The following is a 16,440-nucleotide window of genomic DNA, read 5'->3' as shown; positions in this document are numbered from 1 at the left end:
CTAATAAGTGTTGGTAAAACCAAGTCATTTTAGCTATAGAATGACAAAAAAGGTTTGCATTAGCCAAATTTTTAGTTGAAGTAGCATAAGAGGTTAAAGGAAAAGCTTTGTGTTAATGGATTCATTTCAGGTATAGTATAGATAATACCACAATACTTATAAAATGGATCATGTTGTTAATGCGTATAATAGACTTGACACTCCTATAGTCAGGGGAGAAGGGGCATATCTTTTTGATAAAGATGGTAAAAAATATTTAGATTTTGCTGCAGGTATTTCTACAACTTCTTTAGGGCATTGTCATCCATACATTACAGATAAGCTGAAAGAGCAATCGAGCTCATTATGGCACTGCTCTAACATTTTCACTATTCCCGAGCAAGAAAGGCTTGCCGAGCGTTTAACAACCCTTACTTTTGCAGATAAAGTTTTTTTCTGCTCAAGTGGGCTTGAAGCAACAGAAGCTGCAATTAAGTTTATTCGTCGTTACTTTTATTCAAAAGGGCAAGCAAAACGTAATCGTATTATTACAATTGAAGGAGGCTTTCATGGCCGCAGTATTGCTGCAATTTCTGCTGGAGGCAATGAAAAATCACGCGAAGGTTTTGCTCCGCTCCTTTCTGGTTTTGATAAAGTGCCAAGAAATGACATTAAAGCATTAGAAGAAAAAATCAACAATGAAATAGCTGCTGTATTTTTAGAGCCCATACAAAGCGAAGGTGGAGTATATCCACTAGACGTAGAATATCTTCAAAAAGTAAGGGAAATAACAAAAGCTCAAGGAATAATTTTGTGCTTTGATGAAGTGCAGTGCGGATATGGACGCATCGGTTCTTTATTTCATTATCAAAATGTCGGCATTGAACCTGATATGCTAACCTGTGCGAAGGCTATGGGTAACGGTTTTCCTGTAGCTGCATGTTTAGTGAAAGATTATATAGCAGAAGCAATTACTCCAGGAACTCATGGATCAACCTATGGTGGCAATCCACTTGCCATGACTGTTGGTAATGCAGTGCTCGATATAATGCTAAAAGAAGGCTTTTTTGATCATGTTAAAAGAATTAGTAAATATTTAAAAGAAAAGCTGTTGCTTTTAGCTAAAGAATTTCCTGAGATGATTTTAGAAGTTCGTGGAGAAGGGTTACTAATGGGAATAGAACTAGCAACTCTTGTAGCTGATAAAATTATTAGTCGATCTCTTGATAAAGGTTTAATAATAACTAGGGTTTTAAACAACAAAGTAGTAAGGGTAACCCCACCACTTATCATTGAGGATGAGCATGTGAACGCAGCGTGTAATATGCTTTATGATTTGTTTTTTAAGATTAAAGGTATATAAAATTCGGCAATATAAATTTAGGCTTGCAAATGCCTCTCATAACATGTAAAATTAATTTTATTTTTTATCACAATAACATCGTACTTTAATGGATTGGTTATTGGTCTTAGTATCATCAGCAATTTTTGTTTTGTTAGTTTTATCGTTTTTGTTCTCAGGAGCAGAAATAGGCTTAACCTCAATTAGCCGTTCTCGAGTTAATAAGCTAAAGCTAGACGGTAACAAAAAAGCCAGGGTAATAGATCGCTTATTAAATAGGAAAGAATTGACAATAGGAACGGTATTGCTCGGCAATACAATTATTAATATTACTTGCTCTGCTTTATTTACAGCAATATTTATCAATCTTTTTGGAAATGAGGGCATTCTCCTATCAACAATTATAATGACATTTTGTATTTTATTGTTCTGCGAAGTTCTACCAAAAACTTATGCTATTCAAAATCCTGAAAAATTTGCATCATTTTCTGCTTATTTTGTATTGTTTTTTGTAAAGATTTTTTCTCCATTGACACTAGGTATTCAATTTATTGTTAACCTCATCCTAAAATTATGTGGGCTGCATAAAGATAAGGAAGTGATATCTGCAGCGGATGCAATGCGTAATATGATTACTCTTCACCGCAGTGAAGGAACTATGTTGCAACAGGATTTAGATATGCTAAGCAGCATACTTGATTTGGCTGAGACAGAGATATCACAAATTATGACCCATAGAAGAAACCTATTTTCTCTTGATATAGATCGGAATAAAGAAGAGTTAATAAGAGAGATTTTAACCAGCAGTCACAGTAGAGTACCTTTATGGCAGAAGGAACCAGATAACATTGTAGGTGTAATTCACGTGAAAGCTCTAATAAATGCTTTGCGTGAAAAGAATAATAAAGCGGAAGAAGTTGACATTACCCAAGTTATGTCAAGGCCTTGGTTCATACCAGAAAGTACACCGCTCAGCGTGCAACTTCACAACTTCCGTAAGAACAGGAAACACTTTGCATTTGTTATTGATGAGTATGGAGCACTGCAGGGAATTGTAACTCTTGAGGATATACTGGAAGAAATAGTTGGAGAAATTTCGGATGAACATGATTTGATTACGGAGAATTTTATAAAGAAAATATCTGATAATATGTATCACATAGAAGGAAAATCTACTATTAGGGACATTAACAGGCAGTTATACTGGAATCTCCCTGATGAAGAAGCTACAACTCTAGCAGGTATGATTGTGAATGAAATAGAGCGCATTCCTGACGAAGGCGAGGAGTTTTCCATGTATGGTTTTCGCTTTAAGATTTTAAAAAAAGATAAAAATATTATTACTGTTGTTGAAGTGCAAGTAAAAATTGGTAATATTAGTGGCAGCAATTAATTAGTGGAGTTTCATGGAAGATACAGTAAAAATAACGGCTGAAGAGTTGAAGGGTTACATAGAGAGAATCGAAAAACTTGAACAAGAAAAGAGGGATGTGCAAGATCACATTCGTGATGTATATGCAAAAGCCGCAGATGAAGGTTGGGATATAAAAGTGATGAAACAAATTATTAGGCTGAGGAAGATGGATGATGATGACAGAGAGGAACAAGAAATATTGCTTGATACCTATAAACGTGCATTGGGAATGAGCTACGAAGAAGAGTTAAGTGAATAGCAGAATTGTAATTGGAATAAGTGGAGCATCTGGTTCTATTTACGGTGTGCGTATTTTAGAAGCGTTGAAAGACGTCGATTATGAAACTCATTTAGTGATAAGTCGTGCTGGGAAAGTAACTTTAGCTCACGAGATTAAAGAAAAACTTGAAGATATTACATCACTTGCAGATTTTTACTATTCTGAAGAAAAGATTGGAGAAAAAATAGCAAGCGGCTCATTTAAAACCTCAGGGATGATTGTAGCACCATGCTCTATGAAGACAATGTCTGAAATCGCATCAGGTGTTACTTCCAATCTATTGACAAGGGCTGCAGATGTAACACTAAAAGAAAGAAGAAAGTTAGTTCTTATGGTGCGAGAGTCACCACTGCATCTTGGGCATTTACAAAATATGTTAAAATTAACGGAGATGGGAGCAATTATTGCTCCACCAGTGCCTGCTTTTTATATTAAACCGAAATCGTTGGATGATATTATTAATCATTCTGTTGGCAAAGTATTGGATTTATTTGATATCAAATTACCCGACTTTAATGAGTGGCAAGGAAGTGACAATTATTATTGATGGTAAAAAAATAGCAAACGACCTATGTGAGAGGCTATCACAAAAAATTGATATTTTAAAGAGAGAGTATAACATTTTTCCTTGCCTGAAAGTAATTCTCATGGGTAGCAATCCAGCAAGTCAGGTTTATGTTCGCAACAAACAGAAAAAAGCAGAATCAATAGGCATAAGTTCTGAGACCATTGTTTTGCCTAATAATATTTTAGAAGATGAATTGATTGAGAAAATCAATGAGTTAAATGAAGATCCATCTGTGCATGGCATTTTAGTACAGTTGCCTTTACCAAATCATATTAGTGCAAGCAGAGTAATTAACACAGTAAGTGTTGAAAAAGATGTAGATGGCTTTCATGATGAAAACGTTGGCAAATTAGTTAAAGGTGAAAAAAACTGTCTTATACCTTGCACTCCTAAAGGTTCTTTGCATTTAATTAAGTCAATTGAAGAGAACCTTTCCGGTAAAAACGCAGTGGTAATTGGTAGGTCAAATATCGTGGGCAAGCCAACGTTTTACCTGCTATTGCAAGAAAACTGCACTGTCACCATCTTGCATTCACAAAGCAAGGATTTAGCTGAATATTGCTCTAAAGCGGATATAGTAGTTGCAGCAGTCGGAAAGCCAAATTTTGTTCAAGCAGACTGGATAAAGAAAGGTGCAATAGTGATCGATGTTGGCATAAATAGCGTTAACGTAGGAAAGCTTGTAGGTGATGTTGACTTTGAAGGAATAAAAGGGAAAGCCAAAGCTATGACCCCAGTACCCGGGGGCGTTGGCCCAATGACCATTGCATTTCTAATGATGAACACTGTTATTGCTGCTTGCTTGCAAAAGGGAGTTGATGCTTCTGATTTCATTAGTTGAGGTATGAAGAGGAAAGCTATATGAAGATAGAATGTACCATATCACAATTAATAAAAAATTGAGATTTTTGAAATTCCTCAGTAGTCAAATTTATTAAATATTTAGGATCATCATCTATTCTTTTTTCTCTACAAGTATAGCTAAAGTGGCTTAGGTTTACCTACAATTTGAAAAACAACAAATTCGTCATTCCGCTACTCGTTAGCGGAATCTATGCTGAGATACCGCGGCGGTATGACGTAGGGACTCCGCCAACAATATTGCAATAAACCTGAAACTTGAGAAGACTATTTCCCGAAAGCTTCTACAAAAAGAACGGAGAGTTGAATTTATTTATAGAGCTAATGATCAAATAACCATATGTCTCGATGGATAATATATGGTAGAGCTCATGGGCAACAAGAAATTAATAGTTCGTATTAGTTGTAGTTATGAAGTAAATCGATTAGCAGAGTTGTATCTATTAGATGCATATGAAAAATTAGTGTTAAGTAAACCAATAAAAGCGAGCAAAAAGGAAGAAAACTCTGAATATAAGAAAGTAGATTTGAGGACGGTAAAATGGTAACAGTTAGTTTATATGCAAGAGTTTCTTCAGGGAAGCAAGCACAAGAAGATACAATAGCAAGCCAAATTGCTACTATAGAGAATCAAATTAGTATGGATGGACATAAATTATTAAATGAATATAAATTTATTGATAATGGTTATAGTGGTTCTAACATAATCCGTCCTGGTTTGGAAAAATTACGTGATAAAATAGCAGAAGGTAACATTGATAAGGTTTATATTCATTCTCCTGATCGTTTATCTCGTAAGTATGCATATCAGATGATATTACTTGAAGAGTTTAAGAAATTAGGAGTGGAAGTCATTTTTTTAAATCATCAAATTAGCGATAATCCAGAATCTCAATTACTATTACAAATGCAAGGTATGATAGCAGAATACGAACGTGCAAAAATCATGGAACGAAGTCGTCGAGGAAAGATTTATGCAGCAAATAAGGGTTGTATAAGTGTAATGAGTGCTGCTCCTTATGGCTATCGTTATATAAACAAAAATACAGAAACAGGACAGGCCTTATTTGAGATTTATGAAGAAGAAGCTGAAGTTGTTCGTAAAGTATTTTCTTGGGTAGGAAGAGAAAGAGCCAGTATAGGAGAAGTATGTCGTAGGCTAAGTGCTATGTCCATTATGACGAGAACTGGAAAAGAGTATTGGGATAGGGCTGTAGTTTTGAGTATGTTAAAAAACTCTGCTTATAAAGGACAAGCAGCTTTTGGTAAAACAAGGTTTGGTGTCAAACTAAAACATATAAGACCGAAAAAAAACTCCTGCGAGCATCCAAAAGATAATTATTCTACTTATCCTGTTCCAAAAGAGGATTGGATTTATATTAAAGTACCTAGTATAGTAAGCGAAGATTTATTTGAAATCGTTCAAGAACAATTAGCTGAGAATAGAAAAATAGCAAGAACAAGACAAAGAGGAGCAAGACATTTATTGCAAGGTTTAGTAGTATGTAAGCTTTGCAATTATGCATATTATGGTACTAGCACTGCAAGGAATAAGGAGGGGGAAAAAACTAATAATCAGGTATATTATCGTTGTGTTGGCACGGATTCATACCGTTTTGGCGGTAATAAAATGTGTAACAACAAATTAATTCGTACAGATACATTAGACATGGCTGTGTGGGAAGAGGTAAAACATCTATTAAAAAATCCAAATAGAATATTAGAGGAGTATAAACGTAGACTTTCAGAACTTAAAAAATCACCACTAGATCAAAAAAGTGCTTTGCTTGAAATACAAGAAGATAAGTTAAAACGAGGTATTGCAAGGTTAATTGATAGTTATGCTCAAGAATATATTGATCAAGAAGAATTTGAGCCAAGAATTAAAGCAATGAAACAAAACTTAAAAATGGTTGAAGAACAAAAGAAAAAGATATTTGATCAGAAAAAACTCACACAAGAGTTAACTCTAGTAGTAACAAATTTAGAGGGGTTTTCCTCTAGTATTAACTCAAGTCTTAATAATGCAGACTGGCTAACTAAACGTGATATTATTAGAACGTTAGTTAAGCGAATTGAGATTAATTTTGAGGATGTAAACATTGTGTTTAGAGTAAAAGAGCTTCCAGACTCTTTTCATATGGAGAAAAATCAATGCTTGCAATGTTGTTGTAGGGGTAGGGAAACCTTTCTTGGGTTAGCTATAAAACTAATCAGCATCTTGTTTAGCACATATAAATTAAGTTTCACAAATATAGTGCTAAACCTTGAAAATATGTTATAGCTACTTCTTCCAATTTAGTGGTGGGTTTTGACAGTACACATGTTATTTTACTAGCTACCAACTCAAGTGTCACAGAAGTTGCAATCATTTTAAATGTCACAGAAGTTGCAATCACTGCATTTATATTCTGTACTTTAACATTTACTCTACTTTCTATTAGAGGCTTTACCCCCTTACATCATTACGTACAGCAGTATGATTTATTTCATTTTCAATTCCACTACTATGCTGCAACAAGATATCCCCATTAACTTTTATTTCAACATTTTTGTCACTACTACCATTGTTAAAATTTAATCCCTCATCTCTTCTACTTTGTCTTTTTTCTTTTAATTTTAATTCAGTTTCTCTTTTATCAAGGGTAGGAAATGGGATGTGAGTTTTTTCCTGACCATCTTGATTTATAGCTCTTGTTGTATTAAAAGCTTCGTTGCTTTTACATGATATTGTATAAGTAAGTGGTGTGTAGATTTTTTCTTCACTATCTGGATATTTTATAGTTATTGTTGCATTAAGAATGTCTTTCAGAATATCATTTTCTCTAGCTATGTCTAAAATTTTTTGAATAACTTTGCGATCATGTAATGCGGCAAGTAACTTATCAGTTACTTTTTGATTATTTTTATGTTTTATGGTTATTGTTGTGTTAAGAATGTCTTTCAGAATACCGTTTTCTTTAGCTACTCTTAACATTTTCTCAACAGCTATACTATCTTTACGTAGTATAGCATAAGCAAGTGGTGTGCAAGTTTCTTCCTGACCATCTGGATATTTTATAGTTGTTGTTGCGTCAAGAATGTCTTTCAGAATACCGTTTTCTTTAGCTACTCTTAACATTTTCTCAACAGCCATACTATCTTTACGTAGTATAGCATAAGCAAGTGGTGTAACAGTTACTCTCCGACCATCTAGACATTTTATAGTTATTGTTGCGTTAAGAATATCTTTCAGAATACTGTTCTCCTTAGAGATTTTTAAAATTTCTTCAATAGCTATACTATTTTCACGCAGTATAGCATAAGCAAGTAGTGTGTAAGTTACTTCCCGGCTATCTGAATGTTTTATAGTTGTTGTTGCGTCAAGAATGTCTTTCAGAATATCGTTTTCTTTAGCTACTCTTAACATTTTCTCAACAGCTATACTATCTTTACGTAGTATAGCATAAGTAAGCGGTGCGCAAGTTTCTTCATGACCATCTGGACATTTTATAGTTGTTGTTGCATCAAGAATATCTTTCAGAATACCGTTTTCTTTAGAGATTTTTAAAATTTCTTCAATAGTTTTGCTATTTTTACATGATATAGCGTAAGTAAGCGGTGTGTAAATTTCTTTCTGACCATCTAGATATTTTATAGTTGTTGTTGCGTCAAGAATGTCTTTCAGAATATCGTTTTCTTTAGAGACTTTTAAAATTTCTTCAATAGTTTTGCTATTTTTACATGATATGGCGTAAGTAAGCGGTGTGTAAATTTCTTCTTGACCATCTAGATATTTTATAGTTGTTGTTGCGTCAAGAATATCTTTCAGAATACTGTTCTCTTCAGCTGCTACTAGAATTTCTTTAATAATTTTGCCATCCTCCCAGAACATAGCATGAGCAAGTGGTGTGTAAGTCACTTCCCGGCTATCTAAATGTTTTATAGTTATTGTTGTGTCAAGAATATCTCTCAGAATACCGTTTTCTTTAGCTACTCTTAACACTTTCTCAACAGCTATACTATCTCTACGTAGTATAACATAAGCAAGTGGTGTGTAAGTCACTTCCCGGTCTAGATATTTCATGGTTGTTGTTGTGTTAAGAATATCTTTCAGAATACTGTTCTCTTCAGCTGCTACTAGAATTTCTTTAATAGCTTTGCTATCCTTCCAGAACATAGCATAAGCAAGTGGCGCGTAAGTCACTTCCTTGTTATCTGGATATCTTATAGTTGCTGTTGTGTTAAGAATATCTTTCAGAATACCGTTCTCCTTAGAGACTTTTAAAATTTCTTCAATAGCTATACTATCTTCATATAGTATAGCATAAGCAAGTGGTGTAACAGTTGCTCTCCGACCATCTGGATATTTTATAGTTGTTGTTGCGTTAAGAATATCTTTCAGAATACCGTTTTCTTTAGAGACTTTTAAAGTTTCTTCAATAGTTTTGCTATTTTTACATAATATGGCATAAGTAAGTGGTGTGCAAGTTTCTTCATGACCACCTGGATATTTTATAGTTGTTGTTGTGTCAAGAATGTCTTTCAGAATACCGTTTTCTTTAGCTACTCTTAACATTTTCTCAACAGCTATACTATCTTTACGTAGTATAGCATAAGCAAGTGATATAATAGTTGGTTCTTTACCCCGATGTTTGCTTACTTCCGTAGTAAGAATCCTTTGTTTTTCCTTTTTAGATATTTTTTCTAGTTCTTCAGCAATGCTACTTTTTTTGCCTTTTATTTTTGATGCTAATTTTAAAATACTTTTTTCATCTTTCTCTTTCAATTTCGAATCGTTTACCTGATGAGTCATTTTTTTTCTCAAGGTCTTTCTTATTAAACTAAGCATAACATTTTCTCTCTTCGTGGTTATAATATTTGCTTTTATGAATCAGTTGTGTTGATAATGTATTAATTGCATAGTTCAGACATTGTTTTATAAAGCAAAATTTTAGTAGACCACCTTACAAGAACGTTTCTTGCTAATTCTGAATCCGAAAAAAGGACGCAGTAAAGTTATTTGTAAGGGAAGAATGAAACTTGTAGCTATAGCTAAACTGACTTACGATAATTTGAAAAACCGTCATCCCGCTGCTTGTTAGCGGGATCTAGAGATACCGCGGCGGTATGACGGTTCGCGGCGGGATGACGATAAGCTCGTCATCCCGCTACATTAATATTGTATTAATAAAAACTTAATAATAATCCTTAATAATATATGAACTAACATGTTCGCAATTTCGTATGACAGAGGAAACAAAAGATGGATATGCTTCCTTATACGTTGCAATTCAGGAAGGTAATATTGAAGCTGCAGAACTACTAATAAAATGTGGCACAAACGTCAATGATCATTATGAACGCAATCGTACGCCACTGCATATTGCCATCGGACGCAAACAATTAGAAATAGCAAAATTGCTGATAAAAAATGGAGCAAACGTTAATGCAAAAACTCAAAATCATGGTAAAGATGATCTAACACCAATGCACTTTGCAGTTTTTGCAAATACGCCAGAATTTATAGAATTACTAGCTAGCCATGGTGCATTGATTAATGAAAGAGAAAGTACCGAAGGGTATACTCCTCTTCACTTTGCTGCTTTATATGGGAACAAAAATATAATACAAGCCTTAATTGATAAGGGACAAGATATTGAAGATGTGGACAATAATGGGCGAACAGCTCTGTTTTTAGCTGCTAGGCAGTGCACTGAAGCAGAAGATGATAGCAGAATAGAAATTATCAAGTATTTGATAGACAAGCTCAAAGCAGATGTAACAAAGAAAGACAATAATAACAATGCAGTACTCTTTCCTGCCGCTAATAATTGCCCTGGAAAAGTGGTAGAATTCATCATTGAGCAATATATAAAAATCTTTGAGTTAGAGAATTTTATCAACCACAAAAATAATGATGGAATGGATGCTTTGGATATTGCGCTGAATAGTGGAAACGAAAAAGCTATTGAAGTATTAAGATCATATGGAGCAGATATCAAGAATAAGGTAGATGGTAGCATTCAAAAAATTACTGCAGAAAAACCAAGTAGTACCCTAGACAGAGCAGAAAGTGCAGAGGTAGCACCTCCAATTAAGCAAAGAGTATAAAACTTTTTATAAAGCGATTATAAATTTCAGTAAGTTGCAGAGGCTCTACAATGGGAAGTGTAGTATGTTAGCAGATACAAATGACTAGATAAATTATATTTCATTAAAGTCATTTATCTTGAAACATAAGCAGGATTTTGTATAGTTGTTTCAATTTGGGTCTGTATATTGAAACAACGCGTGAAAATGACAGGTCATTGTACAAGAGGTACCTAATTCACCGACAAGAATGCTAGATAAAGACACTTACATTTCAATTATTTTACAATTTCTGTATAATCTTAAAAACTCAATTAGTGCGTTATGAAGATAATAATAGGTAATGCTAGTAAGGAATTAGGGGAATCAGTAGTTAACCGGCTAGATGTTCAACCATCCTCTGCTTGGATATCAAAGTTTACCGATGGCGAGGTAAATGTAGAAGTAGCAAATGATCTATATAATCAAGAAGTATATATAATACAATCTCTTTCTCCCCCTGTGAATGATAACCTTATGGAGCTTCTGCTCATAATTGATGCAGTAAATAGATTAGGAGCCAAAAGGATAGTAGTAATTATTCCTTATTATGGATATAGCAGGCAAGATAGAATTATCAAGAACAATAATGTGCAGTCTGCTTTAAGTGCCAAATTAGTTGCAAATCTTATTCAAACTGCAGGTGCAAGTAGTGTTGCAGTTATTGATTTGCACTCAAGTCAAATTGAAGGATTCTTTGATGTACCGATAACTAATTTGAACTGCTTTGAAGCATTTGTTGACTCTATACACACGGAAAATTTGGCAATTGTTGCACCTGATGTTGGAGCAATTGGTAGAGCACGTGCTTTTGCAAAGACTTTAGAGGAAAAGTACAAGATAGGGTTAAGTGATAAGATTATTGTAGTAGATAAATATAGGGAGAAAGCAGGCACATCTCAAGTAATGAACATAATAGGAGAAGTTGCAAACAAAAATTGTGTCATTGTTGATGATATAGTTGACTCTGGTGGAACATTGTGTAATGCAGCTCTTGCTTTAAAAAGTTACGGAGCAAAGTCCGTAACTTCATGCATCACACACGGTGTGCTTTCAGGAAGTGCAGTTGAGAAAATCTCTTCCTCTTCTTTAGATAAATTAGTGATTACGGATACCATACTTCACAAACTTGAAAAAACTGGTAAAATAGAAGTTGTTTCGGTTGTAAATATTTTAACTCACTTCATCCAAGGAGGTAGAAATGCCAGCTAAGTCAACAGAAGACGTTATTACTTCACTAATAGAATTTGCAAATAAGAGAAAAATAACAATTACCAAGGAAGAAATGCTTAAAATTGCACAGCTTGTAAGGATTAAGTTATCAAATGACGAGATTGATCACTACTCCAAAGAACTGACAATGCTGGATTGGATACATGATACTTTATTGCAAGTTAATACTGAAGGTGTTTCTCCTATGCGTTATGGCAGCATAGACAAGGACATTCATGTACGCGATGATGTTATAAATTCTCAAAACATTAAAAAAGAGATATTGTCCAATACAAAACCTGAGCATGGGTATTTTGTAGTGCCAAAGGTTATAAGCGATTAAAGTAAAATAAGGCTCATATCAAACCTATAATAGATCTACTTTCAAAAATAAGACCAATCCGGTAAAGAAGCATTTGTGGGAGTGGAAACCATTTTTTGATTTTTCTTTACTAAGTCTACTAAATATAGTTTAGAGTTGCTTGGTGATTCTGTTCTTGTAAAAATGATTTCTCTACCATTTGGTAGCCATGCCGGGGATTCAATTTTATGCCCCTCTGAAAGCAGACGTTCTTCTTTGCCATCTGGCTTCATAACTCCTATGTAAAATTTTCCTGACTGAATCTTTGTAAAAGCTATCAGATCTCCTTTTGGCGACCAAACAGGCGTAGCATATCTTCCACTTCCAAAACTAATTCTTTTAGGTTTTTTACTTTTGTTAGTAAAATCGATAACGTACAGTTGCTGACTCCCACTTATATCAGAACTAAAAGCCATATACTTTTGATCTGGAGAAAAAGAGGGAGAAGTGCTTATAGCTGAACCTTTAGTAATTTTTTTTGTTCGTTTACTACTTAAATCCAAAGATAATATATTCGTTTCACCACCCAATGAGTGGGAAATTAAAAGAGATTTACCATCGGGAGAAAATCTTGGTGCAGAAACAACTCCTTCAAATGCGCTGATTATTGATTCAGTGTTATCTTTTAAATTTTTTAATATTATATAACTTTTACCATTTGCGTACGAGATATAAACAATACCCTTTCCATTTGGTGAGAATCTCGGTGTTGACACAAATCTATCGCCATTTGTTAAGTATTTTATATTACTTCCATCTTGATTCATCACAGCAATTTTACGCACAGATTTGTAGTTGCTATCTTTTTCTTCAGCGATATACGTGATTTTTGTGTTGAAGTGCCCTTTCTCACCAATTAATCTATCATGTATCACATCCGAAACGAGGTGACCAATTTTTCTCCAGTCTTTTGCTGGAAAAACAACTGACTGAGTAAGTAATTCTCTTTTTGTAAAAGCGTCAAATAAACGAAATGATAGCTCTAATGCACTACCAGATATTTCGCTTAAACTTACTGTGACTACAGTATCGCTTTTCCAAGATTTAGATTCAGCTTCCGCGCCACGTTTTACATTAAATAAGCCACAATTAGATAAATTTGTTCCTATTACCTTTGCAATATTTTCGCTTAATTCGCTTTCCAACGCTGTTTTACATGTACATTTAGATACAACAAGACCAATGTTACCAACACTGCTTTTTTTTATATCAACATATAAAGCAGCTTTTGTAAAATAAGGAATAAATAACGAAATAAATAACACCAGATGAACGAATAGCTTCATTCATTTCATACCTGTTCTATCTGAACCTCAATTATAGGTCTTTTTAGTAAATATTCCTTTAAGATACTCAATATTGAACTTTCAATCTTATTTTTAATTTTTTTTGTTGGCTGCAAACTAAACAACGACTCAACTTTCTTGACAATTTTCTGTATGGTAGCTGCATCTTCTAGCACTTCAAAAACACCAGGTACAAATACTTTTGGTTTAGCAAGCAATTTATTTTTCTTGTTTACAACTGCTGTTACCACAATAACTCCGGCATCTCTCATTCTTTTACGCATTTTTATAACACTGCTCTCCGGATGACGTAGCAACATACCATCAATACCAAAGTAGTCAACATCAATTGAATCAACCTTTTCTCCGTTCTCCAAATTAACAATATCACCTGGTGCAATCATTATTGCTTTTGCCACACCGCACTCTTTAGCAAATTTTACATGTGCATGCGTGTGAATATATTCGCCGTGAACTGGAATAGACATCTTCGGTTTTATTAAAGAATACATTTCCTTTAGCTCTTCTCTTGTTGGATGCCCAGAAGCATGAACATGCTCTGTTTTTTCAGTAATAACTTCTACCCCCATCTCAATAAAGGCATTGAGCATGTTGTGCGCACGAGTTTCATTTCCAGGAATGATTTTTGACGAAAAGATCATGGTATCACCTTGCTGCATTTTAAATGCTTGATGACTCTTAGCAGCAAGTCTTGCGGTAGCTGCCAGTGGCTCACCTTGACAACCTGTGCAAAGTAGCACCAGTTCTTCCCTTGGAAAATTTACTGCTTCCTTTGCTTCAAGAAACTGAGGAGAATCAGTTAAATAACCACTATCTTGCGCAACTTTCACTATTCTCCATAAAGATCTACCAAGTAAAACTACTTTTCTATTTAGTGCTTTTGCAGCTTGGCTTATCGTTTCAATTCGTGCCACATTTGAAGCGAATAGCGAAACAGCAACTAATTTTTTAGACCGCTTTATTATGTTATAAATATTATTATAAATTTCACCTTCTGACTCAGGGTGATGCTTGCTTAATATATTGGTTGAATCGCAAATTGCTGCAAGCAGGTCACCTTTATCGCCAATTTCTTTTAGACGCTCGATATTAGAAGTTAATCCAACAACAGGTTTTGGATCAAATTTCCAGTCTCCGGTATGGAGTGCACTACCCATTTCAGTGCTAATTAATATTGAATTTGCCTCAGGAATTGAATGAGTTACATTTATAAACTCGACGGTAAAAGGACCCAAATTTATGCTGCCATTTATGTCTACCTCTTTCACAGGCACTATACCTTCCAATCGAAATTCTTTTAGTTTCTCTTTAAGAAAATTAACCGTAAACTTTGTTGTATATATGGAGCACTGCAACTCTTCCCACAAGTGGGGCACTGCACCGCAGTGGTCCTCATGTGCATGTGTAATTATTATTCCAAGTAAATCTTTTTTTCTTTGAGCAATAAAATCTATATCAGCAATGAGCAGCTCAACACCTGGCATAGTTTCATCTGCAAAACCAACACCAAGGTCGATCATAATCCACTTACCTTGGTAATGATATAGGCTAACATTCATCCCGATTCTTCCTACTCCCCCAAGCGGAAGAAATAAAAACTCATTTTTGTTTATATTCATTAAATTTAAATTATTAAAACCTGAGAATAGCAAAACTTCGACCTTAAATAAAGAAATTTATTGCTTTTACATAGTTTTAAGGAACTAAGAAGTTTCTGTTGGCTAATAATAACACTATTGTTAAGTTTTCCATTAATAAGGTCAAAGAATTGCAGGATTAAATGAAAACCCGTAAACAGTTACCCCTTTATGTCATTTAGCAGATTTCTTATTTTTTTTTTACTTTACTAAAAAACCCTTCAGATTGCTGTTGTACACTTGCATTTTCCTCTTCTTCAAGCGCTTTTAATAGTTCAATTTGCTTTTTAGTTAAATTTTTTGGATTTAAAGTCTCAACTATTACCTGTACGTATAAATCACCACGAGCATGTGAGTTCATATATGGCATACCCTTTTCCCTACAACGTAGTTTGGTACCAGTTTGAGTGCCTTCAGGGACCTTTACTTTTATTTTAGCTCCATCAATTGATTGAATATCGATTTCACCACCAAGCACTGCTAGTGTCATTCTTATAGGCACTTTACAGTGTAAATCTGCTTTATTTCTAGCAAAGATTTTATGGAAAATTATTTTCACGTATACGTATAAATCTCCACTTTTTCCACCTTTTGTTCCAGCTTCTCCTTTACCACTTATCCTTACCTTAGCTCCTTCTTCTATGCCTTTTGGAATTGAAACGGATATATTTACTTCATCTCTTCTACGTCCACTTCCACCACATTTCTTACATTTGTTTTGTATTATTTCTCCTTCCCCATAGCATGTAGTACATGTTCTTTCGATGGTAAAAAAGCCTTGTTGAGTTCTAATCCTACCGCTTCCCTGGCATGTGTGGCACTGAACTGGTTTAATTGCTCCTTCGCCACCTGTGCCTTGGCATGTATCACATTTTACATTTGTCACATAATGTATAGGCGCTTGTATTCCTTTAAATGCATCTTCTAAGGTAATTTCAAGATCATAACGTAGGTCTGCTCCAGATACTCCTGTTGTACTTCTTTTTGCTCTCGATCTACTTGCACCACCACCGAATCCTCCACCAAAGAAGTCATTGAATATGTTGCTAAAATCTCCTGCAGAGCTAAAGCCTTGAAATCCACCAGAAGCACCTTCGTGGCCATAACGGTCATAGCCTGCCCTTTTCTCAGAGTCAGACAGAACTTCATATGCAGCTGTTACTTCTTTAAATTTTTCCTCTGCTTCTTGATTGCCAGGATTTCTATCAGGATGATATTTTAACGCTAATTTTTTATACGCTTTTTTTATCTCATCAATACTGGCATTTCTGCCTACTTCCAGTAGCTCATAGTAGTCTTTTTTGCTCATATATAATAGTTTAGTGCTTAACCTTTAAAGATAGGTATTGCATATATTAATTTCAAGTG

Annotated in this window: 14 protein-coding genes; 10 read left to right on the top strand and 4 right to left on the bottom strand. The window is 34.5% G+C overall.

Going from position 1 to position 16,440, the window contains the following annotated elements; all coding sequences use genetic code 11:
* Nucleotides 1–163: 163 nt before the first annotated feature.
* From AAGD79_RS02150 to AAGD79_RS02120, 7 genes are all read left to right on the top strand, one after another.
* Nucleotides 164–1,342 carry an aspartate aminotransferase family protein gene (locus AAGD79_RS02150; protein WP_006280246.1) on the top strand — a complete coding sequence of 393 codons (1,179 nt, stop codon included), beginning with the start codon at nucleotides 164–166 and terminating at the stop codon, nucleotides 1,340–1,342.
* A gap of 88 nt (nucleotides 1,343–1,430) precedes the next feature.
* On the top strand, nucleotides 1,431–2,714 hold the full coding sequence (locus AAGD79_RS02145; RefSeq protein ID WP_341811527.1) for an HlyC/CorC family transporter: 1,284 nt from the start codon (nucleotides 1,431–1,433) through the stop codon (nucleotides 2,712–2,714).
* Nucleotides 2,715–2,727: 13 nt separating this feature from the next.
* Nucleotides 2,728–2,994, top strand: coding sequence for a DUF2312 domain-containing protein (locus tag AAGD79_RS02140; RefSeq protein ID WP_010082293.1), 267 nt, complete (start codon nucleotides 2,728–2,730; stop codon nucleotides 2,992–2,994).
* Nucleotides 2,987–3,562: a UbiX family flavin prenyltransferase gene (locus tag AAGD79_RS02135; RefSeq protein WP_341811526.1), complete on the top strand. Its 576-nt coding sequence runs from the start codon at nucleotides 2,987–2,989 to the stop codon at nucleotides 3,560–3,562. Before AAGD79_RS02140 ends, AAGD79_RS02135 begins: the two co-directional genes overlap by 8 nt.
* Nucleotides 3,546–4,424 (top strand): bifunctional methylenetetrahydrofolate dehydrogenase/methenyltetrahydrofolate cyclohydrolase FolD, encoded by an 879-nt coding sequence (gene folD / locus AAGD79_RS02130; protein WP_265042931.1) that lies wholly within the window; start codon nucleotides 3,546–3,548, stop codon nucleotides 4,422–4,424. Before AAGD79_RS02135 ends, folD begins: the two co-directional genes overlap by 17 nt.
* Before the next feature lie 391 nt (nucleotides 4,425–4,815).
* The gene (locus AAGD79_RS02125; protein WP_182319925.1) at nucleotides 4,816–4,992 is read left to right on the top strand and encodes a hypothetical protein; all 177 of its coding nucleotides are present in this window, start codon (nucleotides 4,816–4,818) and stop codon (nucleotides 4,990–4,992) included.
* On the top strand, nucleotides 4,986–6,728 hold the full coding sequence (locus AAGD79_RS02120; RefSeq protein WP_341811525.1) for a recombinase family protein: 1,743 nt from the start codon (nucleotides 4,986–4,988) through the stop codon (nucleotides 6,726–6,728). Before AAGD79_RS02125 ends, AAGD79_RS02120 begins: the two co-directional genes overlap by 7 nt.
* 165 nt (nucleotides 6,729–6,893) lie before the next feature.
* On the opposite strand, the gene AAGD79_RS02115 is transcribed toward AAGD79_RS02120, so the two are convergent.
* Nucleotides 6,894–9,275: a hypothetical protein gene (locus AAGD79_RS02115; RefSeq protein WP_341811524.1), complete on the bottom strand. Its 2,382-nt coding sequence runs from the start codon at nucleotides 9,273–9,275 to the stop codon at nucleotides 6,894–6,896.
* A gap of 395 nt (nucleotides 9,276–9,670) precedes the next feature.
* Between AAGD79_RS02115 and AAGD79_RS02110 the strand changes: the two genes are divergently transcribed.
* From AAGD79_RS02110 to gatC, 3 genes are all read left to right on the top strand, one after another.
* A complete protein-coding gene (locus tag AAGD79_RS02110) occupies nucleotides 9,671–10,537 on the top strand; it encodes an ankyrin repeat domain-containing protein (protein WP_006280296.1) in 867 nt (288 codons plus the stop codon).
* 303 nt (nucleotides 10,538–10,840) lie between these two features.
* On the top strand, nucleotides 10,841–11,767 hold the full coding sequence (locus AAGD79_RS02105) for a ribose-phosphate diphosphokinase (protein WP_155968767.1): 927 nt from the start codon (nucleotides 10,841–10,843) through the stop codon (nucleotides 11,765–11,767).
* Nucleotides 11,757–12,110 (top strand): Asp-tRNA(Asn)/Glu-tRNA(Gln) amidotransferase subunit GatC, encoded by a 354-nt coding sequence (gene gatC, locus AAGD79_RS02100; protein ID WP_015588776.1) that lies wholly within the window; start codon nucleotides 11,757–11,759, stop codon nucleotides 12,108–12,110. Before AAGD79_RS02105 ends, gatC begins: the two co-directional genes overlap by 11 nt.
* Before the next feature lie 41 nt (nucleotides 12,111–12,151).
* Here gatC and AAGD79_RS02095 read toward each other — a convergent pair whose 3' ends face one another.
* The 3 genes from AAGD79_RS02095 to dnaJ all read right to left on the bottom strand — a co-directional run bounded on the left by AAGD79_RS02095 (nucleotide 12,152) and on the right by dnaJ (nucleotide 16,381).
* Nucleotides 12,152–13,414 (bottom strand): Tol-Pal system protein TolB, encoded by a 1,263-nt coding sequence (locus AAGD79_RS02095; protein ID WP_006279726.1) that lies wholly within the window; start codon nucleotides 13,412–13,414, stop codon nucleotides 12,152–12,154.
* 5 nt (nucleotides 13,415–13,419) lie between these two features.
* Entirely contained in the window at nucleotides 13,420–15,054 is a 1,635-nt protein-coding gene (locus AAGD79_RS02090) for a ribonuclease J (RefSeq protein ID WP_341811523.1), read from the bottom strand.
* 208 nt (nucleotides 15,055–15,262) lie between these two features.
* Nucleotides 15,263–16,381 carry a molecular chaperone DnaJ gene (gene dnaJ, locus AAGD79_RS02085; protein ID WP_341811522.1) on the bottom strand — a complete coding sequence of 373 codons (1,119 nt, stop codon included), beginning with the start codon at nucleotides 16,379–16,381 and terminating at the stop codon, nucleotides 15,263–15,265.
* Between the last annotated feature and the right edge of the window lie 59 nt (nucleotides 16,382–16,440).

This window comes from Wolbachia endosymbiont (group A) of Oxytorus armatus, assembly GCF_964027005.1.
Lineage (GTDB): Bacteria > Pseudomonadota > Alphaproteobacteria > Rickettsiales > Anaplasmataceae > Wolbachia > Wolbachia pipientis.
The sequence above is the reverse complement of the archived record's forward strand: the minus strand, read 5'-3'. Positions and strand labels throughout refer to the sequence as shown.

Coding starts and splice junctions, on each gene's coding strand:
- AAGD79_RS02150 (WP_006280246.1), top strand. CDS start 164: ATGGATCATGTTGTTAATGCGTATAATAGACTTGACACTCCTATAGTC.
- AAGD79_RS02145 (WP_341811527.1), top strand. CDS start 1,431: ATGGATTGGTTATTGGTCTTAGTATCATCAGCAATTTTTGTTTTGTTA.
- AAGD79_RS02140 (WP_010082293.1), top strand. CDS start 2,728: ATGGAAGATACAGTAAAAATAACGGCTGAAGAGTTGAAGGGTTACATA.
- AAGD79_RS02125 (WP_182319925.1), top strand. CDS start 4,816: ATGGGCAACAAGAAATTAATAGTTCGTATTAGTTGTAGTTATGAAGTA.
- AAGD79_RS02120 (WP_341811525.1), top strand. CDS start 4,986: ATGGTAACAGTTAGTTTATATGCAAGAGTTTCTTCAGGGAAGCAAGCA.
- AAGD79_RS02115 (WP_341811524.1), bottom strand. CDS start 9,275: ATGCTTAGTTTAATAAGAAAGACCTTGAGAAAAAAAATGACTCATCAG.
- AAGD79_RS02110 (WP_006280296.1), top strand. CDS start 9,671: ATGACAGAGGAAACAAAAGATGGATATGCTTCCTTATACGTTGCAATT.
- AAGD79_RS02105 (WP_155968767.1), top strand. CDS start 10,841: ATGAAGATAATAATAGGTAATGCTAGTAAGGAATTAGGGGAATCAGTA.
- gatC (WP_015588776.1), top strand. CDS start 11,757: ATGCCAGCTAAGTCAACAGAAGACGTTATTACTTCACTAATAGAATTT.
- AAGD79_RS02095 (WP_006279726.1), bottom strand. CDS start 13,414: ATGAAGCTATTCGTTCATCTGGTGTTATTTATTTCGTTATTTATTCCT.
- AAGD79_RS02090 (WP_341811523.1), bottom strand. CDS start 15,054: ATGAATATAAACAAAAATGAGTTTTTATTTCTTCCGCTTGGGGGAGTA.
- dnaJ (WP_341811522.1), bottom strand. CDS start 16,381: ATGAGCAAAAAAGACTACTATGAGCTACTGGAAGTAGGCAGAAATGCC.